This window comes from Janthinobacterium lyxosi, assembly GCF_051380665.1.
In the GTDB taxonomy this organism is placed as follows: domain Bacteria; phylum Pseudomonadota; class Gammaproteobacteria; order Burkholderiales; family Burkholderiaceae_D; genus Janthinobacterium.
The window spans coordinates 41,324-67,127 of sequence record NZ_JBNYXM010000005.1; the positions used below are offsets into that span (position 1 = coordinate 41,324).

The window sequence follows — 25,804 nt, forward strand, 5'->3', positions numbered from 1 at the left end:
TTGTTACAGCGGCCGCACAGGGATGCAGATGTTGCAAGAGAATTCGCCGGTGGCCGGGTCCAGCGCCGTGGCGGCGGAAAAGCGCTCGAAGCAGGGGCGCTCATCCCATTGCAGGCCGCTGGCCGGCAGCCATTCGCGCGTCATGCGCGTCCATGCGTCGGCGATGGCGCTGGATGGTCCCTTGAACTGTGCCACTGCATAGCGCCCGCCCGGCAAGGTGGTGATGCTGGCCCGGCCACCTGCCTGAAAACCATCGGGAACGGCGACGCAGGCGTCGTAGCGGCATTTGCCTGGCGGCGTGATGCTGGGATCGTCATGGCCGATGCCGTAGCAGGTCGCGTCGCCCAGGCCGTGCGATTGCATCCATGGCGCGACGGTGTCGCGCCAGAAGGCGCCGATGGCGGGGCCGTAAGGGCCGATATGGCGCTGGCACGCCACGGTGGCGGGCGGCAGGTCGAGGATGGTAACTTGCATGGGACTCTCTCTATGACGTGGATTGGAGTGCCCATGGTGCTGGAAGTTCGGCGGCTTTGCCTGATCGGCATTGCGCATGGCCTGATCCGGATTGCTATCTTGCCGGCGCAGGCGCATGGCCGCGAGCATGGCGGCGTTTTTCGCGGCGACGCCTGCGCGCCAGGCTGTCGGCGTGCAGCCGAATTTCAGCTTGAAGGCGCGCGCAAACGCTTCGCCGGAACCGAAACCCGTCGCCAGCGCGATGTCCAGTATCGTTTCGTCGGCGCGCACGGCCAGCCGCAGGGCGGCCGTTTCCAGGCGCCGGCGGCGCGCATAGTCGCCCAGCGTCTCGCCCATCCAGGCGGCGAACACGCGATGAAAGTGGAAACGCGAAAAATGCGCGACGTCGGCCAGCTGCGCCAGGTCCAGCGGCGTATCCAGGTGGCGGTCGATATGGTCAAGCACGGCATTCATGCGCCGTGCATATTCGGCGCGGAACTGACCGGATACCGGCTGTTCAGGGGAGGTAGGAGGGGAAGACATGCCGCCGATTATGGCATGTCTTCCCCTCCGTGCGGCGCCAGGGCTTGAGCGCAAACAGGTGCCCCGGCTTTTCGGTATAGGTCTGGTCCCCGCGAAGTCGTGAATGGCGGTCTTGATCTTGTCGCCGCTCTTCTTGCCTGGGCAGACGGCGTGCACCGTGTGGCCGACCATCTGCAATGCCTGGAACGGCACCATCATTTCATAATCTTCTGCAAAATCGCCCGTCAAAAACAAGATTTTTTTTGCTGCCGTGTGGTTCTCCTGTGAAAGTGTCTACTCCACGCCGCTCTGGCCGTGGCGTTGTCATCCGTCCTGCCTGGCAAGACGGCCCTGTGCGGCAGACGCGGGGGGAGTAGTGGGATTGCACCTAGAACTTATAATTGTTGTACAGCAGTGCCGCCAGGACGGCGCCCAGCAGCGGGCCGATGACCGGCACCCAGGCATAGCGCCAATCGCTGTCGCGCTTGCCCGGGATGGGCAGGATCGCGTGCATGATGCGCGGACCGAAGTCACGTGCCGGGCTCATCGCGTAACCGGTGGTGCCGCCGAGCGACACGCCGATGCCCAGTACCAGCAGGGCGACGGGCAAGGCACTCACGGCGCCCAGTCCGAAGCTTGGCGCCGCCATGTTCAACACGGCAAACACGAGAACGAAGGTAGCGATCATTTCGGCGGCCAGGCTGCCGAAGGTGCCCCGGATCGCCGGGCCGGTGCAAAAGACCGCCAGTTTGGTGTCGCCATCGGGGGTGGCCTCGAAGTGCTTGTAGTAAATCACCCATACCAGAAATGCCCCCATCATGCCACCGAGCATCTGCATGGCGACATAGGCGGGAACATTTGCCCAAGGGAATTTCCCGACCACCGCCAGTGCCACGGTCACTACCGGATTGAGGTGGCCGCCGCTGGCGGCGGCGGTACACAGCACGGCGACAAAGACCGCCATTGCCCAGCCGATGGCAATCACGACCAGGCCGCTGTTGTGGCCCTTGGTTTTTTGCAAGATGACGTTGGCGACCACGCCATTGCCCAGCAGGACGAGCAAAGTGGTGCCGATGAATTCGGCGAATAAAGGATTCATGTGAAGCTTCCAGTGAAGTGTGGGGGATGGGCGCCTGGCGGATCAGACCGCATCGGCCCAGGCTTTGCTGGCGTTGACCGCACGCTGCCATCCCTGTATGTGGGCCTTCACTGTGCTCGCGTCGAGCGCCGGCGTGAAACGGCGGTCCAGTTTCCATTGGTCCTGTATGTCGCTGACATCCTTCCAGTAGCCGACCGCCAGGCCGGCCAGATACGCCGCACCCAGGGCCGTCGTTTCGGTGATTTGCGGGCGCACCACGTCGACGCCGAGCAGGTCCGATTGGAACTGCATCAACAAATCGTTTGCCACCGCGCCGCCGTCGACGCGCAATTCGGTGATCTTGCCGCCCAAGTCGGCTTCCATGGCCTTCAATACATCCTGCGACTGGTAGGCGATGCTGTCGAGCGCGGCGCGTGCGATGTGGGCCGAGGTGGTGCCGCGCGTCACGCCGAACAGCGTGCCGCGGGCACGCGGATTCCAATGCGGTGCGCCGAGTCCGGCGAAGGCCGGCACCAGATAGACGCCGTCGCCATGCGGCACAGAGCGCGCCAGCGCCTCGATTTCAGCGGCGCTCTTGATGATGCCGAGCCCGTCGCGCAGCCATTGCACGACCGCGCCGCCGATGAAAATGCTGCCTTCGAGCGCGTAGTTGACCTGTTCGCCGATCTGCCAGGCGATCGTGGTGACGAGGTTGTTCTTCGATTCAATCGGTTTGTCGCCCGTGTTCATCACCAGGAAGCAACCTGTGCCGTATGTGTTCTTGACCATGCCTGGCTTGGTGCACATCTGGCCGAACAGCGCCGCATGCTGGTCGCCGGCGATGCCAGCCAACGGCACGGCGGAGGCGAACAAGGTGGTTTTGGTGGTGCCGTAGACGGCCGAAGAAGGATGCACTTCAGGCAGCATGCTGCGCGGGATATCCATCATGGCCAGCAACTCGTCGTCCCATTCCAGCGTGTGGATGTTGAACAGCATGGTGCGCGAGGCGTTAGTGACATCGGTGACGTGCAGTCCTTGCTGCGTGAAATTCCAGACCAGCCAGCTGTCGACAGTGCCGAAGGCGAGCTTGCCCTGGTTGGCGCGTTCGCGCGCTCCTGGAACATTGTCGAGTATCCAGCGGATCTTGGTTGCGGAGAAATACGAATCGATTGGTAAGCCGGTTTTTTCCCGCACGATGGCTTCGAGGCCGCGGCCTTTCAGCTCATCGCAGAAATCGGCCGTGCGGCGGTCTTGCCAGACGATGGCGTTGTACACCGGCCGGCCCGTCTCGCGGTCCCAGACGATGGTGGTTTCACGCTGGTTGGTGATGCCGATGGCGGCAATCGATGCGCCATTCAATCCCGCGTGCGTGACGGCTTCGGCGGCGACGCCGGCCTGCGTCGACCAGATATCCTGTGGGTCATGCTCGACCCAACCCGGCTGCGGATATATTTGCGGGAATTCCTTTTGTGCTACCGAGACGATGTTGCCGGCCCGATCAAACAACACTGCGCGCGAGCTTGTCGTTCCCTGATCGAGCGCAAGAATGTATTGGTCCTTCATCGCCATCTTCTGCATGTCTTCTCTCCGTCTGTAGTTGATTTTTTTGCCGGTTTTTGCCGCGCCGGTCACTCGGTAAAACTGTCATCCCGTGTCCATGGGGATGGCCCAGGCAAGGCAAAGCTGCCTGGCTCTCCGGCTTATTTTTTCAAGTTATCATTTCAGGCATCGACATCTGTTTGAACCATTGCTCCAGACGCGCCACATGCCGTGGCTGGCAGTACAGGCCGCATTTGGTTCTGCGCCAAAGGATGTCTTCGGCGCTGCGCGCCCATTCCACCTCGAACAGATAGCGCGCCTCCTGTTCGTATACGCCGGGTGTCAGCTCCTCGCCCAGATCCGTCATATTGTTTGCCGTACCGAGCATGCGCCTGGCGCGGGTGCCGTAACAGCGCGCATAACGTTGCGCCAGTTTGCCCGGCAGCCATGGGTACTGGGCGTGCAGTTGTTGTGCAAAGCGCTCGAAGTCGATGCTGTCAACCAGCGCGCCCGCTTGCTGCAAGTCGCCGCCCGGCAATGGTGCCGAGGCGGTCCAGTCCGGCGCATCGCCGCCCAGGCGCGGCTGCAGCATGGCCAGCGCTTCTTCCGACAGTTTCCGGTAAGTGGTGATCTTGCCGCCCCAGATATTGAGGAAGGGGGCGGTGTTCGGGGCGCATTCGAGAAGGTAGTCGCGCGTCACCGCCGAGGCGTTTTGCGCGCTGTCGTCGAGCAGCGGTCGTACCCCGGAATAAGTCCAGACCACGTCGCTCGGTGCAATCTGTTTGGTGAAATAGCGGTTGGCCACCTCGCACAGATAGCTCACTTCGCCGTCGCTGATCTTCACCTTGCCGGGTTCGCCGGTGTATTCCAGGTCGGTGGTGCCGATCAGGGTGAATTCGTCCTGATAGGGAATCGCGAAGATGATGCGTTTGTCCTGGTTCTGGAAAATATAGGCGTAAGGATGATCGAACAGGCGCGGCACGATGATGTGGCTGCCCTTGACCAGCCGCAGCCCGTGCGTATTGCTCACGCCCGAGGCGGCGTTGGCGAATTGCGCGGTCCAGGGGCCGGCGGCGTTCACGATGGCGCGCGCACTCACCTCGATGCGGCCATGCTGCTCGCTGTCCAGCGTGGCATGCCAGCCCTGGCCTTCCTGCCGTACCGCCGCGCAGCGGGTGCGGGTCAGAATGTTGGCGCCACGTTCGCTGGCGTCCAGCGCATTGAGCACCACCAGTCGCGCATCGTCCACCCAGCCGTCAGAGTACACGAAGCCCTTGCGAAAATCGCCTTTCAGCGGTCCGCCCGCCACGTGCTGGCGCAGCGACACGCCTTCCGAGGCCGGCAGGAAAGCGCGTCGCGCCAGATGGTCATACAGGAACAGTCCGGCACGGATCATCCAGGCCGGCCGTTGTCCGGCATCGTGAGGCATGACGAATCGCAGCGGCCACATGATGTGCGGTGCAGTGCGCAACAGCAATTCGCGTTCCTGCAAGGCCTTGCGCACCAGCTTGAATTCGTAATACTCAAGATAACGCAGGCCGCCGTGTATCAGTTTTGTGCTGGCCGAGGACGTGTGCTGGGCCAGGTCGTGCTGCTCGCACAGGATGACGCGCAAACCGCGGCCTGCCGCATCGCGCGCGATACCGACGCCGTTGATGCCGCCGCCGACGATTAAAAGATCACAGTCCTGTTGCGCCAGCTGCTTGTTTGTCGATTGCATCATGATCCTGGAGGTGGTGATAGGCCGCTATGGGCTACAAAAAGTGCATGGTTTCAGGGTGTTTTTTCATCCAGCCACGCAGTCGCTACCATGCGCCTGCCTGCCCTGGCATTGGCGCATCCAAGCGTTCATGCGAAAAGGAAGAAAAATGCGCTGAAGTGAAGAATAACGCACATTTTTTTCTTTATTCTACGCACGTTGGAAAATTTAACAACATATAATTCTTCTTTTTTGTTCGTTTTGGTTCGTTTCGCAACACGACAATATCGGCCATGAGCAGCGGTGCATAGGCCAGTTGCTCGCCACTTGCCTGGCGCACGGACGTTCGCCGATCATCAAACCCGGCAGGAACAGCGAAGAAGTCGCCGTGGCATGGGCGTGGCATCAGGGGGAGGGGGCGGAGATAAAGAGGCTCTGGGCTGGACCTGGGGGCTATCCAGTGCAACCATGGTGAGGATGACAGAAGCGCCGCTGGCGCTCTGCGTGAACGCCGGCTTCGCTTTACGGCATGCAGGAGCCTATCCCGGCAGGGTAGGCATGCATGTGCCGGGACAGGTTTTCAGGCTGATTTCAGCCTGATTTCAGCTTGCATCAGGCCGCGTTCAAGGCCTGTTCCAGGTCTTCGCGCAAGTCGTCGATATGCTCGATGCCCACGGACAGGCGCAGCATGTCTTCGGACACGCCCGCCTTGGCCAGTTCTTCGGGATTGAGCTGGCGGTGCGTGGTGGACGCCGGGTGGGTGGCCAGCGACTTGGCGTCGCCGATGTTGACCAGGCGCGTGAACAGCTGCAGGGCGTCGAGCACGCGGGCGCCAGCCGCGCGCGGGTCCGTGACATTCGCACCGGCGGCCAGCTTCAGGCCGAACGACAAAATGCCCGAGGCGCGGCCATTCATGTATTTTTTCACCAGCGCGTGATCCGGGTGGTCTTCCAGGCCCGCGTAATTGACCCAGGCGACTTTCGGATGCTGCTTCAGGTGTTTGGCCAGGGCCAGGGTGTTGTCGCAGATGCGGTCCATGCGCAGGGCCAGGGTCTCGATGCCCTGGATCAGCTGGAAGGCGCTCAATGGCGAAATCGCCGCGCCCATGTTGCGCAGCGGGACGACTCTAGCGCGGCCGATGAAGGCGGCGGGGCCGAACGCTTCCGTGTAGACGACGCCATGATACGACACGTCCGGTTCATTCAGGCGCTTGAAGCGTTCCTTGTGTTCGGCCCATGGAAACTTGCCGCTGTCGACGATGGCGCCGCCCACGGTAGTGCCGTGGCCGCCCAGGTATTTGGTCAGCGAATGGACGACGATGTCGGCGCCATGCTCGATGGGGCGGAACAGGTATGGGCTGGGCACCGTGTTATCGACGATCAGCGGGATGCCGTGCGCGTGCGCGATTTCGGCCAGTTTCGCCACGTCCGTCACATTGCCCAGCGGGTTGCCGATCGATTCGCAGAAAATGGCCTTGGTGCGCGCATCGATCAGGGTGGCGAAGGTCTCGGGCTGGCACGCATCGGCGAAGCGCACTTCGATGCCGATCTGCGGCAGGGTGTGGGCAAACAGGTTGTAGGTGCCGCCATACAGCTGGCTGGCGGAGATGAAATTGTCGCCCGCTTCGGCAATCGTCTGGATCGCGTAGGTGATCGCCGCCATGCCCGACGCCACGGCCAGCGCGGCCACGCCGCCTTCCAGCGCCGCGACGCGCTTTTCCAGCACGTCCTGCGTGGGGTTCATGATGCGCGTGTAAATATTGCCGGCCACTTTCAGGTCGAACAGGTCGGCGCCATGCTGGGCATTGTCGAAGGCGTAGGCCACCGTCTGATAGATGGGGACGGCGGCGGCCTTGGTGGTCGGGTCGGGGGTATAGCCGGCGTGCACGGCCAGGGTTTCGATTCTCATGTGGTCTCCGGTTCGAATGGTATGCGGTGGTGAAATCCGCAGCCATTGTGCCATGCGCCACTTGCCAGGCAGTTACGCTTGATAGAATATTAAGTCATAAGCTAGTGCTGTCTTGATATAAGTCATGCAGCTGTGCCAGCCCGATAAACCGTTCGTGCGTGCCGTGCTGTGCGCAGGCGAATGCCCCGGCGATGGCGCCACGGCGCATGGTTTCGTCCAGGCGTGCACCACCCAGCCAGGCGTGCAAAAAGGCGGCGACGAAGGAGTCGCCCGCGCCATTCGTGTCCACCACGGGCAAGTCCAGCGGCGCGCACGGATAGTGGCGCACGGACGCGCTGCCCCGTTCCAGCACATACGCGCCATCCGCGCCGGCCATGGCGACCACGGCTTGCGCGCGGCCGTCCGAAACAGTCGCGCGCATGACGGACTCCGTGCGTTCGCCCAGCGCGGCCGTGCTCAGGAAGACCAGGTCGGCGCGCAGTGCAAAGACCCGGTGGTGCGGGTTGACGCCATCCCAGTCGTGCAAATCGGTCGACACCGTGGTGCCGCACACCAGCGCATCGTCAAACAGCTCGGCCACCCAGCCCATGATGGAAAAGTGCGCGTGGCGCGCCGGCCCCAGGTAGGGCAGGTAAAAGGCGGCTGGCATGCGCACGTCTTCCGGGTGGCGGCCGTCGTACAGCGACAGCCGGCGCCCTTGCGGGTCGACCAGGTTGACGCTGCGCCGCGTGCCAGAGGGCTCGACGAGGTGTGAAAAGTCGAGGCTTGCATCTTTATAGCGCTGCAGGATGGCCGCGCCTTGCGTATCGTCGCCGATGAAGTCGATGAACTTGCAGCGCAAGCCCAGCGCATGGCAGCCCAGCGCCACGCCATTGCCCGTGTGCGCCACGTAGTCGCGGATGGGCGGCACGTGCAGCGAATCGGCCATGGGCAATTGCAGGGAAGGGACGCGCACGATGGTGTCGATGCCGGCGCCGCCGACCACTAGAATGTCATAGGTACTCATGGTGCAGCTTTCTCCAGCAGGACGGTGCCGGCCGCATTCACCGCGACGGCGCCATCTTTGACGATGTAGGTTTGATTGGTGTAGGTGTCACGCAGTGGAGTGCCGTCGGCGAAGACGCCGTGCACCTTCAGTGCGAGCGCGCCTTGCGCTTCGGGCACGGCGATGACGGCGTCGCCATTCATCACGCGGGCGAACGCATACGGTTTTTCATCGATCAAGCGATGCTCGCCGCGTGCCAGGGCAGGGTGGCGCAAGCGGAACTGGCCCAGCTTGCGCGCATGCGCGAGGGTGGCGCCATCCATCGTGCTCCAGTTCATGTCGGAGCGTGTGGCTTGCTGTTCATCGCCGATGGGCGCCGCGCCAGGTGGGCGCGCGCTTTCATCGCCATAGAACAGCTGCACGCCGCCCGGCGCCAGCAGCAGGGCGGACAAGCCATGTTTCAGCCGCTCGCGCGGGAACAGGCTGGTGTCGTGCGAGGAGATGTACGACAGGATGTCGTAGCGGGGTGCATTGCCAATGCGTTTGCCCAGCATAGTCGCATACTGGCGGTACACGCCGTCGATGCTTTTCCAGTCGCCGGCCGCGCGGTTTTGAAAGTCGAAATTGATCATCGAATCGAAACCGGCATCAAACCAGCCGCTGCGCTCGGGGCCGTGGCCCCACGCTTCGCCCGTCATCCAGAATGGTGCGTCGTCAATCTTTTGCTGCGGGTGGCTCGCCTTCCAGTCTTTCAGTGCGTCGGTGGCGGCCGCTCGCAGGGCCAGCCAGCTGGCCGGCTCCACGTGCTTGACGGTGTCGGCCCTGAAACCGTCGACGCCGAATTCGCGCACCCAGTCGGCCAGCCAGTGGACCAGGTAGCCGCGCACGCTGGTGTCGGGCAGGGTGACGGCGAGGGTGTCGGCCTTGCGCTGCAAAATCGGCGGCAAGCCCACGGCTTTGCCGCTTTCCGTGCGGAAGTCGGGCAAATACGCCAGTTGCATCGTGAAGTCGTCCTTGCCGCCGTCGGGATAGCCGGGCAAGCCCGCGCGCACCCAGTCCGGGCCCCACCACTGCTTGAACTCGAAGTTGTTGTAGTCGATGAAGCTGTGATAATCACGCAAGCCGGCCTTCTCGTGGCCCGGCCACAGCACGGGCACCTTGTATTCGGACAGGGTGCGCAAGTCCGCGTAACCAGGGTGGTTCAGTACCACGTCGAACAGCACGCGGATGCCTTGCGCGTGGGCCGTGTCTATCATCTCGCGCAGCTCGTCGCGCGTGCCCATGTTCGCATCCATGGTGGTGTAGTCGAGCGCCCAATAGCCGTGGTAGGCGTAGTGCTGGAATTGCTGCTTGCCGCCCACTACCCAGCCGTGTATCTGCTCGTACGGCGCCGTGATCCACAAGGCGTTGACGCCCAGTTCTCGAAAATAGCCGGCCTTCAGCTGTTGCGTGATGCCGGCGATGTCGCCGCCGTGAAAGCTGCCGACATCGCCGCCTGCCGGGTCGGCGGTGCGGCCATAACTGTGGTCGTTGCCGGGATTGCCGTTGGCGTAACGGTCCGTCACGGCAAAGTAGACGATGGGGTTGTCGGAGAATTTTTCTGAAACCTTGCTCCCTGCCTGCGCCGAAGCGCTCAAGAGCAGGGCGGCCAGCGTAGTCAGGGCGCGGCGCATGGTCAGCCCTTCACGCCGCCAGCCGTCAGGCCGGAGATCATCCACTTTTGCGCCAGCAGGAATACGGCCGTGATGGGCAAGCCGGACAGAATGGCCGCCGCGGCGAAGTCGCCCCACAGGTATTTTTGCTCGTACAGGAACAGTTTCGAACCGACGGCCAGGGTCAGGTTGTTCTGTTCATGCAGCAGCACGGAGGCGATCGGGTACTCGATGATGGCGCCGATGAACGACAGCAAAAACACCACCATCAGGATGGGCACCGTCATCGGCAGCAGCACGTAGATGAATGCCTGCCATTGCGTGGCGCCGTCGACCTTGGCCGCCTCCTCGATCTCGACGGGGATGGTTTGATAATAGCCCTTGATGGTCCAGATATGCAGGGCGATGCCGCCCGTGTAGGCCAGCACCAGGCTGCCGTGGTGGTCGATGCCCAGCCACGGCACGTAGCTGCCCAGCACATCGAAGATGGCGTAGATGGCCACCAGGGCCAGCACGGCGGGGAACATCTGCAGCAGCATCAGCGCGGACAGGGTTTGCGATTTGAAGCGGAACTGCATGCGCGCAAACGCATACGCGCAGGTGGTTGACAGCAGCACGGTGACGGTGGCGCTCATGCTGGCCACCTTGATGGAATTCCATAGCCACAGCAGCACGGGGAAGTCCGGCTCGACCAGGGTGCCGTTGGGTGCCTGGTAAGACATGCCCAGCGCCAAGCGCCAGTGCTCGAAGCTGATCTCGGGCGGTATCAAACTGCCCGAGGCGAAATTGCCAGGACGCAGGGAGATCGACAAGATCATCAGGAAGGGAAACATCACCAGCGCGATCAGCGCGATCACGGCGACGTGGGCCGCCAGGATGCGCCAGCGGTTGGAACGGTCGACAACGATAGCCATATGCTGTCCTTTATGCTTTGTTCATGCGCGTCAGGCGCATGTTGACCAGCGAAATCGCGGCCACGAGGAAGAAGATCAGGGTCGAGATGGCGGCGGCCAGGCCAAAGTTCTGGCCCGAATCCTCGAACGCGATGCGGTAGGTATAGGACACCAGCAAGTCCGTCGTGCCGGCAGGCAGCGTCGTGTCGAGGAAATCGGGACGCCCGCCCGTCAGCAAGCTGATCAGTACAAAATTGTTGAAATTGAAACCAAGGCTGGCCACCATCAGCGGCGTGAGCGGCTTGATGATCAACGGCAGGGTGATCTTGAAGAAATTCGTCAGCGGTCCCGCGCCGGCCAGGGCCGAGGCTTCGTACAGGTCCGACGGAATCGCCTTGATCAAGCCCATGCACACTACCATCATGTAGGGATAACCGAGCCAGGTGTTGACGATCAGGATCATGGCCTTGGCCAGGGTGGTGTCCGAGAACCAGGCGGGCTTGATACCGAACAGGGCGTCGAGCACCAGGTTGATTTCGCCAAAGTTGTTATTGAACAAGCCCTTGAAGACGAGGATGGAAATGAAGCCCGGTACGGCGTACGGCAGGAACAGCAGGGTGCGGTACAGGCCGCGGAAGCGCAGCGCATCCCAGTTCAGCAGCACGGCCAGCACCATGCCCAGGCCCGTCGTGGTGGCCACGCTGATCAGGGCGAAGACGATGGTCCAGACGAAAATGCGCAGGAAGGGGCCGCGGAATGCTTCATCGGAGAAAATCTTCACGAAGTTGGCGAAACCGACATTGACCTTGAAACCCGGCTCCAGTTTCGTGCCATCCGGCATTTCATAAAAGCCCGTCTTGAAGTTCGGTTTGACCAGTTCGCCCGTGGCGATTTTCTTCAGGGTTTGGTCGGGCAATTGTTTGTAGACATGCGCGACGGGGCCGAATTCACGCAAGCCCACCATGCGTAGCTCGATCTTGTTCGGCAGCACGAGGGTGAGCAGCTTCAAATCCTTTTGCAGGGCGATGATGTCCTTGATGGGCAGCGGCGGGGCCAGCACGGGCGCCTGCACGGGGTCAGCCGGCGCCACTTCCACGTTCAGGGGCACGGCGCGCTTGAGGGCCAGCGGCTGCGTCAGCAGCACTTCACCCGTGTCCGGGCTTTCCAGGCGCAAGCGGTATTCCTTGTTGTCGGCATGCACGGTCATGGCATAGCCGGCGCTTTCCACGCGCTGCGTCTCGTCGAGCAAGTATTGCGTGGCCCGCTCGTAGGTGAGCAGGTTGCGCGAACTGAAATTGGTAAAGCCGATCGACACCGTGTACACCATCGGCAGCAGCACGAAGACGATCACTGCAGTGATGCCGGGAAACAGATAACGGTAGGCATAGGCGCGCGGCGACGTGAAGACAAACGTCGTCAAGGTCAGCAAGCCGAGGAAAACGGCGGCCAGCATGGTCTGGCCGGAAATGTACAACATGAAGAGCAGATACAGACCCAGCGCCATGCTGATGGTCAATACCGTAGGGCCGATAAACTTGCGCACGATGGGATACCTGTGAAAATGAAGCGCTGTAAGGATGGTGCGGGAACGATGTTGGCGTGTTGATGGCTGAACCCGTTGAACGGCCGGGGTCGGACCCTGAGGGTCCGACCCCGGATGTCGTTTGGGGTTTAGGGTTGATTCATGTTGAAAGCATCAACCAAGCCAACGATAATCTCTTAATTCGCCGTCGTGATCCGCTTCGCCGCCGCGTCCAGGCCATCCTTGGTCGTCTGGCGGCCTTGCGTGATGTTTTCCAGCGCCGATTGCATCGACGACCAGAAGCGGCCCATTTCCGGATTGTTCGGCATCGGGCGGCCCGCTTGGGCGCTTTCCATCGTCGCCTGGATGTTCGGGTTGGCTTTCAATTCCGCGAACAGCACCTTGTTCGCTGGCGTGCCCAGCGGGACGTCGGCGTTGATGGTTTTCAGGCCATTGATCTGCAGCATCTGGTTTTCCAGGAATTCCGTGGCCAGGTCCTTGTTCGGGCTGGCTTTCGAAATCATCGCGCCCAGTACGCCCACGAATGGGGTGGCCGTCTTGCCCGCGACGGTAGGGATCGTTGCCACGCCGAAATTGATCTTCGATTTGCGCGCGTTGTCCCACGACCATGGGCCGTTGATCATCATGGCGATCTTGCCCTGGTTGAAGCCCGCTTCCATTTCCGCGTAGCCGGCGCCCTTCGGCATGGCGCCGCTGTTGATCAAGGTCATCAGTGCATTCACGCCCGCTTGCGAACCGGCATTGTTCACGCCAGTTTTCGCCGCATCGTAGCGGCCATCGGACTTGACTTCAAACGGGAAGCCGCCGCCCGCGCCCAGCAAAGGCCAGGTGAAATAGGTATTCGTGTAATCCCACAGGATGGCTTTCTTGCCTTGCGCAGACAGTTTTTTGTCCAGCGCGGCGATTTCCTCGAAGGTTTTTGGCGGGTTCGGCACCAGGTCCTTGTTGTAGACGAGGGCGACGGCTTCGATGGACATCGGGTAGCCCCAGGTCTTGCCGCCCACCGTGAAGGCGTTCCACGCCAGCGGCAGGATGGCGGCGCGCGCTTCCTTGCTTGGCGTCAATGGTTGCAGCAAGCCGGCATCGATCCAGGTGCCGATGCGGTCATGCGGCCAGATCCAGATGTCCGGGCCTTTGCCGGCGGCGGCTGCCTGCTGGAATTTGTTCGGCGCATCTTCCGGGTGCTCGACGACGACCTTGATGCCCGTCTTCTTGGTGAATTCCTCGCCGACCTTGGCCAGGCCCTTGTAGCCCTTGTCGCCATTGATCCAGATCAAGAGGGTGCCTGCTTCGGCCGCGTTTGCCATGCTGACAGCGGCCAGGTTGCCGATGCCGGCCAGGGCGGCGGCGATCAGGGTGGTTTTGATGAAGCTGCGTTTCGGGTGTGTGAAGGACATGTCAATCTCCAGTGTCTTTTTTTATGTTAAGTATCAAGGCTGAAACGATACAACCAGGCCAGGCGGCGCCTGTAGCGCCTGGCCCCTTAAAGCCGGGGTTCAGGTACGGGTCTGGCCGTGCTCGTCGAACACGTGGACGCGGGCGGGTGCCACCTGCAGCGCCACGCTCTGGCCAATGGCCCAGTCCGTATCGGCATCGGCGCGCACCACCAGCGGCTCGTCGCCGCCCGGTACCTGCACATACAGATAGCTGATGTCGCCCAGTTTTTCCACCGCCCGCACGCTGGCCGTGATGGCGGCAGTGGCGCCGGGCGCGCACGCTTGCACGTGTTCGGGGCGCGCGCCGACGGTGACGGGGGTGCCGCTGGCCAGCGGCTGCTGGAGTGCGGCCTGCAGCATGCCGCCCGCATTCGTGGCGATGGTGGCCACGCCGTCGGCGTAGCTGTGGATCTTGCCTTTGAGGAAGTTCATACGGGGCGAACCGAGGAAGCCGGCCACGAACAGGTTGGCGGGGTGGTGGTACAGTTCCAGGGGCGCGCCCACCTGTTCGATGCGGCCCGCGTTGAGCACGACGATGCGGTCGGCCAGGGTCATCGCTTCGACCTGGTCATGCGTGACGTAAATCATGGTCGAGCGCAATTCGCGGTGCAAATTCGCCAGTTCGATGCGCATCTGCACGCGCAGGGAGGCGTCGAGGTTCGACAGCGGTTCGTCGAACAGGAAAACGTCCGGCTTGCGCACGATGGCGCGGCCGATGGCCACGCGCTGGCGCTGGCCGCCCGACAAATCCTTGGGTTTGCGTTCCAGCAAAGGTTCGATGCGCAGGATTTGCGCGGCGCGCTGTACGGCGTCGGCAATCTGCACACGGCTCTGTCCGGCCAGTTTCAGGCCAAACGCCATGTTTTGCGCCACGCTCATGTGCGGGTACAGGGCGTAGCTCTGGAACACCATGGCGATGCCCCGTTTGGCGGGTGGCACGTCGTTCATGCGTGTCTTGCCGATGAACAGGTCGCCGCCGCTGATTTCTTCCAGGCCGCAGATGCTGCGCAGCAAGGTGGACTTGCCGCAACCGGATGGGCCCACGAAGACCATGAATTCGCCATCGGCGATCTCCAGGTCGATGCCGTGCAGGGTTTGCACGTCGCCATATGCCTTCTTCAACCCTGCTAATTTCAGTCCTGCCATGTCGTCCTCGTTCTCTCAATTTGGCCCCGCTGATGCGCGGGGCTCGTTATTGTAATTGGCGGCATGGCCGCCAAAGCCTGCGATTTACGCCAAGGTGCCGAACCAGCCGCCATGCGGGGGCAGGCTGATCTGGCTGCCTTGCTTGTCGCCCGGCAAGCCGTGACCGGCCAAGTCGGCTGCTGGTGCCGCGTCTGGCCAGGCGAATGTGACCGCTTCCGTGCCCAGGTTGAAGGCGGCCAGCACGGATGCTTGGCCTGGCAAGTCGCGGCGCAGGGCCAGCACGGGTTCCGGCGCATCGAAGAAAACGATGTCGCCGCGCAGCAATTGCGGCAAGGTGCGGCGCCAGGCGAGGATGTTCTGCGCAAACATCAAAGCCGAGGCGGCGTCGCGCTCTTCTACGTCAACGGCCCGCTGCAGGTGTTCGGGCGGCACGGGCAACCACGGTGTGGTGTCGCTGAAGCCGCCGTGCGGCGCATCGGCCACCCACGGCATCGGCGTGCGGCAGCCGTCGCGGCCCTTGAACTGGGGCCAGAACGGGATGCCGTACGGGTCTTGCAGTGCCTCGAAAGGAATGTCCGCTTCCGTCAGGGCCAGCTCGTCGCCCTGGTACAGGCACGGCGTGCCTTTCAGCGCCGCCTGCACGGCCAGCACGACCTTGGCCAAGGACGGTGACGGGTTCTCGCCGCCCCAGCGCGTCATGACGCGCACGCTGTCGTGGTTGCCCACGGACCAGGAAGCCCAGCCGTCGGCCACTTGGGCCTCGAACTCTTCCACCTGCGTGCGGATGTGCGCGGCCGAAAATTCCGCCGTCAGCAAGTTGAAACTGTAAGCCATGTGCAGCTTGTCGGCGCCCGTGTAGGCGGCCATGGTGGCCAGCGCATTGTCGTCGCCCACTTCGCCGATGGAAATGGCCTGGTATTCATCGAGTACGGCGCGCACGCGTTGCAGGTAGGCGATGTTTTCCGGCTGCGTCTTGTCGTACACGTGCGCCTGCATGCCGTACGGATTGATGGCCGACACGCTGCTCGCATCGCGCTGCGCGGCCGGCGGATTGTCGCGCAGCAACTGGTCGTGATACGGGAAGTTGCAGGAATCGAAGCGGAAGCCGTCGACGCCCCGTTCCAGCCAGAAACGCAAATTGTCCAGCTGCGCCTGCTGTACGGCCGGATTGTGGAAATTCAGGTCGGGCTGGCTGGCGAGGAAATCGTGCAGGTAGTACTGGCCGCGGCGCGGCTCCCATTGCCAGGCGGAACCGCCGAACACGGACAGCCAGTTATTCGGCGCCGTGCCATCCGGTTTCTGGTCGGCCCACACATACCAGTCGGCCTTGGCATTGTCGCGGCTGGAGCGGCTTTCCACGAACCATGGGTGGATGTCGGACGAGTGCGACAACACCTGGTCGATCATCACTTTCAAGCCCAGTTCATGGGCGCGCGCCACCAGGCGGTCGAAATCGGCCAGGCTGCCGAACATGGGGTCGACATCGCAGAAGTCGGCCACGTCGTAGCCGAAGTCTTTCATCGGCGACGTGAAGAAGGGCGAGATCCAGACGATGTCGGCGCCCAGGGCGGCGATGTATGCGAGCTTGGAGGTAATGCCGGGCAAGTCGCCGATGCCGTCGCCATTGCTGTCGAGGAAGCTGCGTGGATAAACCTGGTAGATGACGGCGCTGCGCCACCAGTCGGCGGGCAGGTGGGCGAGATTGTTCTGGATGGTCGGCATGAATGATTTCTTAAAAGTTGCCTGTAGCCTTGGCTATCAGGGCAGCGCTGCTGGTTGGTAGGCTAACGTCTTATTTTAAAATTCAAAGCGCTTTGGGTGTGAAATGAGTATAGTTCAAAGCGCTTTGAAAAGTAAAGCGATACACGCGCCAGACATACGATTTTTTTATGAGGGTGATTCAGGACGGGAAGGTGGGAGGGCCGGGGTCAGACCCGCCGGGGGAATAGGTCCCAGTGGGACCCATTCCGATCACGCAGTGACTGACCCCAGTAGTTTGCTCTAGGGGTAAATCAGGCGTGTATTACGGGTCCCGCCGACTCGCCCGGCAACAGTTCGCACGGCCACAGTTCCTGCAAGTCGGTGACGAGCGTGCCATCCATCAGGGCCAGCAGCATGTGGATCATCTTCGCGCCGGCGCCGCGCGGGTCGGGCTGGACGACGGTGGTGACGTTGTGGCCGGCCAGGGAATCTTCCATCACGCCCCAGACGATCAGCGACATTTCGCTACCGATGGCGATGCCCGCGTCGAGCAGGGCGCGCACGGCGCCCACGCCCGACATGTGGTTGTCGACGATGACGGCGGTGGGGCGGGGCGAGCGGGCCAGCAGCCGCTGCATGGCCTGGTAGCCGGCGCGGCGATCGTGTGCGTTGTCGACCAGGTTGTCCGGATCGACGGCGAGGCCGCCCGCCTGCATGGCGTGCTGGAAACTCTCGACGCGCTGGCGCACGAAGTTCAGGTCCGGCGTGGCGCTGATCAGGCCGATGCGCTGGTGGCCCAGCTGCGCCAGGCGCTCGACGGCCAGGCGCATGCCCGCCTCGTTGTCGTAGTCGAACCAGGCGTGTGGCTGGTTCAGCTGCGTGCGGCCATGCGCGACAAAGGGCATGCCCTGCTGTGCCAGGTAGGCGATGCGCTCGTCGAACGGTTTTGTGCGCCCGACGATCAAGCCATCGATGCGGCGCCCCTTGACCATGCGTTCATAAGTGTGGAATTCATTGGTGGCCGAAGCGGGCGCGATCATCATGTCCATCTGCTGCGCTTCCAGCGCTTCCGACATGCCGCCCACGATTTCGATGAACATGGGGTCGGCCAGGTCGTTCGGCATCAGCGGATAGATGATGCCGACGATATTCGTGCGCCCCACGGCCAGGCTGCGCGCCATGGGATTGGGGCGGTAGCCGGCCGCCTGCGCGGCGGCCAGCACCCGTTCGCGCGTGCGTTCACTCACTTCCGGATAGCCATTCAAGGCGCGGCTGACGGTGGTTTCGGATATTCCTAGCGTTTTGGCGAGATTTTTGAGGTTCATGAATGCTGCAGTCGGGGTCTATCCTGGGTGGGTCTTGCCGCTGCCGGCGTCCTGCCGGTGGGCGGGAACGGTGCAGTGCAATGCGATTAGGGGTAGTTTATCTGATAAATGCCGGAATGATCAGGGTCATGACAAGCGGCGGCAGCGCCCAAAAAAATACGCGGGCAAACCCAGGGGCGCCCGCGCTAAAAGAGGATACTGCTGAATCACTACATTGAAGCTGCCGGCCATCGCGTGCAGCGGCGAAATGGTGGATCCGGATAAGGCATGCCCCTTGGATAGCGGGCGGTGTTGCTGCCTGTGGCAAGCGTCCATGGACGCTTGCCAAAGTTCTAGCGGCCTGCGATTACCACCAGCTTTCCACCTGGAAGCCGACGGAGCTGCCATTGGTCTTGCCACCGAACACGCCCGTCGACGACAGTGCCGATTCCGCGGCGGCGGCCGACTGGGCTGCCTTGTCCCATTTGGCGTAGGTGTAGAAGGCGCGCAGCACGGGGCGCGACCAGAAGCTGTTGCCGGCCGACAGTTGCGGCGCGAAGGTCAGCTTGGTCAGGTTGCGGCTTTCGCCGCCTTCCGGCTTGACGATGTCGTGGCCCAGTTCCACCGCCAGGCTGTAGTTGTCCGTAAAGTGGTAGACGGGGCGCGCGCCGATCGACGTCCATTTGCTGCTGACGCCTGCCGTTTCCTTGTCTTCATAGACGAAGGTGCCCATGCCCGACCAGGCGCCTTTGGGCTGGATCATGATCTGTTCCGTCAGGCGCACGACCTTGTCATCTTTGTTGGCGCCCAGGCTGAAGCCGCCCGTGTTGGCGGCGCTACCTTTGCCGTACTGTAAGGCCACCTTGTTGAAGCCACCCAGCAGATTGCCTTGCGTATGCATGATGGTCAGCAAATGGCCACTGGCGATGGGGGCGGCGCCTTGCGCGTTGCGTTTCTGATTGAATTGCAAGCCCAGCGTCAGTTCGCCATCCGGGTTGACCTTGATGCCGGAGAAACGCAGGTCATGGGACAGACCCATGCGCTTGCTGTCGCCGTCATCGGCCGTGCGCACGATGGCGTAGGCCAGCTTGGCGGCGCCCAGGTCGATGTTTTCCAGGCCGGCGCCGGGGCCGCTGTTATTCCAGAAGTAGTAATCGGTGATGTGCACGTCCTGGCGGTCGTAATAGCGCTTGCCGACCCAGGCGCGCGCTTCGGCGAAGGCGCCCGTACCGATCTTGTCGGCCACCACGTTCATTTCGCGCCACGACGGGTCCGATTGCTCCCAGTCCTGGTTCTGGTTGACGGAGAACGCTACCAGGGTATTGATGCGGAAGGTGGTGCCGTTGGCTGCCTTGAAGGCTTCGCCGCCGAATTTCAGCTCGCCATAGGTTTCGCACTCATTGCCCAGACGATACTTGGACGAGGCGCCGGCCAGGCCGAAACACGCTTCCTTGCCGCCTTCGCTGCTGGTGCCGAAGCCCGAGCGGATGTAGCCGCCGAAGTCGATCGGCAGGGCAGCCTGGGCCGACGCGCTCAAGGCCATCAGCACTGCCGCTGGCAACGCTTTCAAGAAAAATTTGTTCATTGTGTCTCCAGTGTTTTTATAGGTGTGGGGTTGGCGCGCATCACTTTGTGCAACCAAAGCGCTTTAACTATGTTTCAAAGCGCTTTGAGTATAGTTCAAAGCGCTTTGATCAGTAAACTAGTTTTATTCTTGGAAATTTTTTAGGTGTTGCGGAGAAACATCAGGATGGGTGGCGACGCGTGCGCCGCCGCCGGATGTTGCGGGCGGGAGGGGATAGGCGTTACGGGTAAGTGGGCGGCTTAGTTTTGCGTCTTGCAAGCGGGCAGGGTGGCCGTGTCCGTTGCCGCAGCGGCCGGATGACGCAGGAAGGCCAGGATCAGCAGGGCCGAGGCAGTCGTAATGCTGGCCAGCACATACAGCAAGTGGCGGAAGGCCGTGCCATACGCTTGCGCCAGCTCGGCGGCGCCCGCCTGCGGCAGGAGGGTAGCCGCCTGGCGCAGCTGGCCCAGCGCCAGGAACGGGCCGGCGTGCGCCGCCTGTTCCGCGCCGATGCCAGCAATGCCAGCGCCGCCCAGCGCAGTGACAGTAAGCGTGCCCAGCAGCGCGCTGACGATAGCCAGCGCCAGGCCTTCGCCCGCCACGCGCGTCGTGTTGAAAATGCCGGCCGCCATGCCGGCCCGCTCGACGGGCACGACGCTGATGGCCAGGCCATCCATCAAGCCCCAGGGCAGGCTGATGCCGCAGCCGATCAGCAGCAGCGGTCCCAGTAAACTGGCGGGCGACTGTCCCGGCGCGCAGGTGGAGAGCCACAGCAAGCCGCCAACCGCCAGCAGCAGGCCGCTGGCGCAAATGTGCGCGGGGGCAATGCGTTGCGCCGCCATGCCGGCCAGGATCGGCAGCACCAGCATGGGCGCCGACAGGACAATCATCATGCGTCCCGCCTCCAGCGCGCTGTAGCCTTCGATGCCGATGAAGCGGGCCGGCAGCAGCACCAGCAGCACGACAAAGGAAAACGCGGGTGCGGCCGCCAGCAGTTGCACGCCGGCAAAGGCAGGCAGACGGAACAGCGATAAATCGAGCATGGGCCGCGCGGCGCGCCGCTCCACGCGGATGAAAGCAGCCAGCAGCAATGCCGCGCCACTGAGCAGGCCCAGGCTGGCGGCGCTGCCCCAGCCGCTGTCGGGCGCCTGCAGCAAGCCATAGGTGAACAAGGTGAGGGCGCCCGTAAACGTCAGGGCACCGGGCCAGTCCACGCCTTGCGCCTGCGGGTCGCGCGATTCGCGCATGGCGCGCGCGGCGGCCAGCAGGGCGGCCAGGCCGGCTGCGGCCGTGGCGACAAAAATAGCGCGCCAGCCCGTGTGGGTGATCAATGTGCCTGCCAGGAAGGGGCCGAAGGCCAGGCCCACGCCGAAAGCCGTGCCGATCAGGCTGAAGGCGCGCGCGCGGGCCGGGCCGTCGAATTCCTGTGCCAGGGCCGCCAGTCCGCTCGACAGGGCCATGGCGCAACCCAGGCCCTGGACGGCGCGCAGCATATCGAGCCACAGGATGGCGGGTGCGGCCGCCAAGGCCAGCGCGGCGGCGGAAAACACACCCATGCCCAGCAAGAACACGCGCTTGCGGCCGTAGCGGTCGGCCAGCGCGCCGGCCGCCATCAGGCAACCGCCAAAGCTGAGCATGAAGGCATTCGTGATCCACGCCAGCGCCAGCGGCGTGCCGTGCAGGTCGGCGGCAATGGCGGGAATGGCGATGGCGGGGCCCGTAAAACTGAGCGGCATGCACAGCGCGGCCAGGCAGACGGCGGCCAGCACGAAGGCGCGCCGGGCCGGGGAGGCAGGCTTCATACGGTGATTCGTATCCATGGGAATGATTCCAGAAAGAGGGAATCTGATGATAATATGGACGCAATAGATGAAAAAGTAGCTGAAAATCCGCTCATAGCGGACAAATATTCCCTAATTAAGGTGTAATGGATAATTTGAACGGCATCGCCGCCTTCGTGCGCGCGGCGGAAACTTCCAGTTATGTGGCGGCCGCGCGCTTGCTCGGGGTGTCGGCCTCGGCCGTGGGCAAGAGCGTGGCGCGGCTGGAAGAAAAGCTGGGCGTGCGCCTGCTCAACCGCAGTACGCGGCGCATCAGCCTGAGCAACGAGGGCGCGCTGTTTTACGAGCGCTGCCAGCGCATCCTGGCCGACCTCGGTGATGCCGAGGCGGAACTGTCGCACCTGGCCGAGGCGCCACGCGGCAAGCTCAAGGTCAGCCTGCCCGTGATCGGCTACCGCATCATCCTGCCCCTGCTGGCGGACTTTACGCGCCTGTACCCGGAGATCGAGCTCGACCTCGATTTCAATGACCGCCTGGTCGACGTGGTGGCCGAAGGCGTCGACGTGGCCGTGCGCAGCGGCACTTTGACCGATTCGCGGCTGATGGCGCGCGAACTGGGGCCGTTTGCTTTTGCCATCGTGGGCTCTCCCGCGTATTTCGCCCGCCATGGCGTGCCGGCCACGCCGCGCGCGCTGGAAGGGCACGCCTGCGTGCGCTATAAATTCCCCACCACGGGCAAGTTGCAGGAATGGGCGCTGCAACGCGCCGAGGGCGACAGCGGCGGCGAGCTACGCTTGCCGACGGCCTTGACCTGCAACAATATCGAAGCGCTGATCGGCGCCGCCACGCAGGGCGTGGGCCTCGCTTACCTGCCCGACTTTATCGTGCGCGACGCCATCGCGCGCGGCGAACTGCAAGCCGTGCTGGCCGACTACCTGCTGTACTCGAGCAAGTTCTGGGTGCTGTGGCCATCGAGCCGCCATTTGTCGCCTAAAATTCGCGTCTTTGTTGACCATTTGTGTACCCACCTGCACTTTTCCTCGCCCCTTCCCGACCCAGCCTCGCTGCGCTGATCTCCCTGGCCGCCGCACTGGCGGCTGGTTGCGGAATATTCCTACCACCAAGAGATTATTCCTAACCGCACCGGATTTAAATTTGCTGCGCCGCACCACGCCATGCCGCACGGCATCAACTTATGGCCTTCCTGAATACCGGTCATGCGTTATGGAAATTGCCATAAGGAATTTATTTATGTTAATTTCATATCTGTTTCTGCAACATTGTATCGGCGTAAAGGTTGCGGGAACATGTGCAGGATTAGGCGCACTAAGCGTGTAGTAACCAACAATTAACGGGTGGTAACCCCGTTCCGTTCAGGGAGTGTGCATGAAGACAGTGATGATGACGCCGCCGAATCCGCCGCCAGCCGTGACAGCGAAACCGGCCCGTAAAACGGGTCTGCTGCTGGGTGGCGGCGCACCAAATTCCACCTTGATCGCCGGTGCCCTGGCCGCTTTCCTCGACGAGGGCATCGAGTTCGACGTCATTTCCGCCTCCGGCGCCGGCGTGTTGATGGGCTTGCTTTACACGACACCGCATGAAGCCACGCCGCGCCAGGCCTTGCAAAGCTGGGCTGACACGGGTGTGGCCGACAGCATCTACAAGATGATTCCGATCAACTACAAGGTGTTCCAGAAGCCGGGCATGCATGCGAGCACCTTTCGCGACGCCTTCCAGCCGCCGGCCAACAATCCTTTTTTTCAGGCGTTCCAGCAAACGTTTGCGGGCGTGCCCACGGCCTGGTCTGACTGGGGCAAGCTGATGGTGTCGTCGCTGTCGCCATCGGACCTGTCGGCGAAAAGCCTGGGCCTGTGCGCGCACTTGCCCTTCCTGGAAAAAGCCGTGGATTTCTCCGGCGTGGCGCGCATGCGCCCCGATTTCTATATCAATGCCTACAACCTCAGCGAGCATCGTATGCAAATCTGGGGCAAGCACGAGATCGAAGCTATCCATGTGCGTGCGGCCCTGTCATTTCCCTTCCTGTACGCACCCACGACCATCGCGGGCGACGACTACATCGAAGGCGCGGCGCTCGATACGCTCAATTTCGACCCGTTTATCGAAGGCAAGGGCGAGCACCATGACGCCGATACCCTGGTCATCCTCGATATCCTGGGCGACGAGCGTTTGCTGCGCAAGCCGCGCAACCTGTACGACGCCTGGGTGCGCTCCATCATCACGCCGCTGGTGAAAATTTCCAAAAGCGAGCTGCGCCTGTTCGAGCTTGAGCACAACACGGACGCGCGCACGGGCCAGCCCAAGCGGCGTTTGCTCAAGCTCGACCTGATGGGCGGCATCCCGGAGCAGCACTGGCCCGACACCCTGGACTGGTCCAGCTCGAACATGCAGCTGCTGTTCGACGTGGGCCACAAGGCGGGCCTGGCGTTTTGTCGCCAGCATGGCGACTTGCTGCGCCGCGCGCCTGACGCCTCCCCGCTGGCGGCCTGACGCCGCCGGCAAGCTATCCCCGGCCACCTGATCGGCAGCTACTTATCCTGCCTGGCCTTGCCAGGCCACTCTTTTTACTGCGAAACACCATGAATATCACCAAGCAATTAATTCTGACCCTCACCATCGCCTTGCTGGCCCTGCTATTGCTGGGCGCCGGCGGCGCCATCCAGCTGCAGCGCGCCCAGGAGCGCTTCGACACCGTGCAAAACCGCATCATTCCCAGCATCCAGGGTTTGAATGCGGCCAAGGGTTTCCTGGCCGACTCGCGCCTGGCCGGCTACCGCCTGTCCGTGTTCTCGAATTTGGCCGACAAGACGGCGCTGGACAAAGCCGTGGCCGATGCCAACACGAATTTCGACAAGGTCATCGCCACCTACCGCGCCGAGCGCCTGTACGACGCGACGGACAGCAAGATGCTCGACGCCGACCAGGCCGCAATGGAAGCCTATCGCCGCGCGCTGGCGCCGTTCTTTGCCGCCGCCTACGCGGGCGACATGGATGGCGTGCGCGCCACCTTGCTGGCCGGTACGCCATTGGCCATCACGGCCGCGGCCGCGAAAAAGAGCATGGATGACCATATCGCCTACAATAACAAGCTGGTCGATGATGTGAAGGCTGAGAGCCTGGTCGCCTACGACACGGCGTTCAACACCATGCTGGCCGTGCTGGGCGTGGCCGTGCTGCTGACGGGCGCGCTGGCCTGGCATATCTACCGCACCATCAGCGGCGGCCTGGGCAATATCGAACATACGCTGGAGCGCGTCAGCGCCTCGCTGGACCTGTCCGCCGCCATGCCCGTCGAACGCATGGATGAAGTGGGCCGCACGGCGACCGCCTTCAATAAATTCCTCGAACGCATCGTCGGCGTGATCGCCACCGTGCGCGCCTCGGCCGATACCGTCAGCGTGGCGGCCGCGCAGATTTCCGCCGGCAACGCGGACCTGTCCGTGCGCACGGAGCAGCAAGCGTCGTCGCTGGAAGAAACGGCGTCCAGCCTGGAAGAGCTGACCTCGGCCGTGCGCCAGAATACGGACAATGCGCGCCAGGCGAACTCGCTGGCCGTGTCCGCCTCGGACGTGGCCCGGAAGGGTGGCGCCGTGGTGGCGCAAGTGGTGGGCACGATGGGTTCGATCAACGAGTCGGCGAAGAAGATCGCCGACATTATCGGCGTGATCGACGGCATTGCCTTCCAAACCAATATTTTGGCGCTGAACGCGGCCGTCGAAGCGGCCCGCGCGGGCGAGCAGGGCCGTGGCTTTGCCGTGGTGGCCACCGAGGTGCGCAACCTGGCGCAGCGCTCGGCGGCGGCGGCCAAGGAAATCAAGGGTTTGATCGAGGATTCCGTCGACAAGGTCAATACGGGCAGCGCGCTGGTTGACCAGGCGGGCGCGACGATGGAAGAAATCGTCGCCAGCATCTTGCGCGTGACGGATATCATGGGCGACATCGCCAACGCCAGCCACGAGCAAAGCGCCGGCATCGAACAAGTGAACCAGGCCATTTCCCAGATGGACCAGGTCACCCAGCAAAACGCGGCCCTGGTGGAAGAGGCTGCTGCTGCAGCTTCCTCGCTGCAAGACCGCGCCGTGGAACTGGTCGACGTGGTGGCCGTGTTCCGCTTGCGTGGCGACGCCCAGGGGAAAGTGTTGAAGGTGGCGGGCGGCTTGCCGGCCCCGGTTTCAACCGCCGCCAGCCGGCGCCTGGCGCTGCCTGGCCGCAGCGCACGCGCTTAAACTTTGTGACGGCCCCGGTACGCCGGGGTTTTGGTGGTGGCGCTGTCTTCTGTGGGAGCGTTGATGTTCTGCCGCTGTGAAGCGGGAAGTAAAGTTGCCCGAGCTGGTAATGCGGAACCCACTGACACTCAAGCAGCTTTTGCTTGAGCGCGGCAGGACACTCAGCAGGGCAGGAGGGATAGACAGGTCAGACCCGACCTCGTCGTTGGATCAGGCAGCTGCGAGATCGCACACCAGGTGCCTGGCAGAACACCCAGGTCCTGACACGATCCATCGGTTTTTCATCTTTCAGGAACTATGGATCAGGGGAGTCTAAGCTACTGGCGGCGATTCATAAAGCGGCCCGGGCTAGCGTC

General features: G+C 62.8%; 18 protein-coding genes and 1 pseudogene. 3 read left to right on the forward strand and 16 right to left on the reverse strand.

Translation table 11 applies throughout. From position 1 onward, the window contains the following. Positions 1-3: 3 nt before the first annotated feature. The 16 genes and pseudogenes from ACQ4WP_RS06290 to ACQ4WP_RS06365 form a co-directional block, all read right to left on the reverse strand. Positions 4-996, reverse strand: a complete 993-nt coding sequence (locus tag ACQ4WP_RS06290) for an AraC family transcriptional regulator (RefSeq protein ID WP_436519179.1) — start codon at positions 994-996, stop codon at positions 4-6. Positions 997-1,042: 46 nt separating this feature from the next. Continuing rightward, positions 1,043-1,194: pseudogene (locus tag ACQ4WP_RS06295) on the reverse strand (protease); the annotation flags it as partial. A gap of 169 nt (positions 1,195-1,363) precedes the next feature. After that, entirely contained in the window at positions 1,364-2,074 is a 711-nt protein-coding gene (locus ACQ4WP_RS06300) for an MIP/aquaporin family protein (protein WP_436519180.1), read from the reverse strand. Positions 2,075-2,116: 42 nt separating this feature from the next. Beyond that, entirely contained in the window at positions 2,117-3,616 is a 1,500-nt protein-coding gene (gene glpK, locus ACQ4WP_RS06305) for a glycerol kinase GlpK (RefSeq protein WP_436519383.1), read from the reverse strand. 145 nt (positions 3,617-3,761) lie between these two features. After that, positions 3,762-5,315, reverse strand: coding sequence for a glycerol-3-phosphate dehydrogenase (gene glpD, locus ACQ4WP_RS06310; RefSeq protein WP_436519181.1), 1,554 nt, complete (start codon positions 5,313-5,315; stop codon positions 3,762-3,764). 588 nt (positions 5,316-5,903) lie between these two features. Then, positions 5,904-7,199: an O-acetylhomoserine aminocarboxypropyltransferase/cysteine synthase family protein gene (locus ACQ4WP_RS06315; protein WP_436519182.1), complete on the reverse strand. Its 1,296-nt coding sequence runs from the start codon at positions 7,197-7,199 to the stop codon at positions 5,904-5,906. A 94-nt stretch (positions 7,200-7,293) separates the two neighbouring features. Next, positions 7,294-8,205 (reverse strand): carbohydrate kinase family protein, encoded by a 912-nt coding sequence (locus ACQ4WP_RS06320; RefSeq protein ID WP_436519183.1) that lies wholly within the window; start codon positions 8,203-8,205, stop codon positions 7,294-7,296. Next, a complete protein-coding gene (locus ACQ4WP_RS06325; RefSeq protein ID WP_436519184.1) occupies positions 8,202-9,902 on the reverse strand; it encodes an alpha-amylase family glycosyl hydrolase in 1,701 nt (566 codons plus the stop codon). The genes ACQ4WP_RS06320 and ACQ4WP_RS06325 overlap by 4 nt, the downstream gene beginning before the upstream one ends. After that, complete coding sequence (gene malG / locus ACQ4WP_RS06330; RefSeq protein WP_353657849.1) at positions 9,860-10,750, reverse strand: maltose ABC transporter permease MalG; 891 nt, start codon at positions 10,748-10,750, stop codon at positions 9,860-9,862. The genes ACQ4WP_RS06325 and malG overlap by 43 nt, the downstream gene beginning before the upstream one ends. Before the next feature lie 10 nt (positions 10,751-10,760). Continuing rightward, complete coding sequence (gene malF / locus ACQ4WP_RS06335) at positions 10,761-12,272, reverse strand: maltose ABC transporter permease MalF (protein WP_436519185.1); 1,512 nt, start codon at positions 12,270-12,272, stop codon at positions 10,761-10,763. 176 nt (positions 12,273-12,448) lie between these two features. After that, on the reverse strand, positions 12,449-13,669 hold the full coding sequence (malE, locus tag ACQ4WP_RS06340; RefSeq protein ID WP_436519186.1) for a maltose/maltodextrin ABC transporter substrate-binding protein MalE: 1,221 nt from the start codon (positions 13,667-13,669) through the stop codon (positions 12,449-12,451). Between the two features lie 99 nt (positions 13,670-13,768). Further along, positions 13,769-14,854 (reverse strand): ABC transporter ATP-binding protein, encoded by a 1,086-nt coding sequence (locus ACQ4WP_RS06345; protein ID WP_436519187.1) that lies wholly within the window; start codon positions 14,852-14,854, stop codon positions 13,769-13,771. An 84-nt stretch (positions 14,855-14,938) separates the two neighbouring features. Next, a complete protein-coding gene (locus ACQ4WP_RS06350) occupies positions 14,939-16,576 on the reverse strand; it encodes an alpha-amylase family glycosyl hydrolase (protein ID WP_436519188.1) in 1,638 nt (545 codons plus the stop codon). A 290-nt stretch (positions 16,577-16,866) separates the two neighbouring features. Beyond that, complete coding sequence (locus ACQ4WP_RS06355) at positions 16,867-17,880, reverse strand: substrate-binding domain-containing protein (RefSeq protein WP_436519189.1); 1,014 nt, start codon at positions 17,878-17,880, stop codon at positions 16,867-16,869. A 346-nt stretch (positions 17,881-18,226) separates the two neighbouring features. Further along, entirely contained in the window at positions 18,227-19,444 is a 1,218-nt protein-coding gene (locus ACQ4WP_RS06360; RefSeq protein WP_436519190.1) for a maltoporin, read from the reverse strand. Positions 19,445-19,683: 239 nt separating this feature from the next. After that, positions 19,684-21,225 carry an MFS transporter gene (locus ACQ4WP_RS06365; RefSeq protein ID WP_436519191.1) on the reverse strand — a complete coding sequence of 514 codons (1,542 nt, stop codon included), beginning with the start codon at positions 21,223-21,225 and terminating at the stop codon, positions 19,684-19,686. 125 nt (positions 21,226-21,350) lie between these two features. Between ACQ4WP_RS06365 and ACQ4WP_RS06370 the strand changes: the two genes are divergently transcribed. From ACQ4WP_RS06370 to ACQ4WP_RS06380, 3 genes are all read left to right on the forward strand, one after another. Next, the gene (locus ACQ4WP_RS06370; protein WP_436519192.1) at positions 21,351-22,277 is read left to right on the forward strand and encodes a LysR family transcriptional regulator; all 927 of its coding nucleotides are present in this window, start codon (positions 21,351-21,353) and stop codon (positions 22,275-22,277) included. Positions 22,278-22,590: 313 nt separating this feature from the next. Continuing rightward, the gene (locus tag ACQ4WP_RS06375) at positions 22,591-23,712 is read left to right on the forward strand and encodes a patatin-like phospholipase family protein (protein WP_436519193.1); all 1,122 of its coding nucleotides are present in this window, start codon (positions 22,591-22,593) and stop codon (positions 23,710-23,712) included. Between the two features lie 89 nt (positions 23,713-23,801). Then, positions 23,802-25,448: a methyl-accepting chemotaxis protein gene (locus tag ACQ4WP_RS06380; protein WP_436519194.1), complete on the forward strand. Its 1,647-nt coding sequence runs from the start codon at positions 23,802-23,804 to the stop codon at positions 25,446-25,448. The last annotated feature ends 356 nt before the right edge of the window (positions 25,449-25,804 follow it).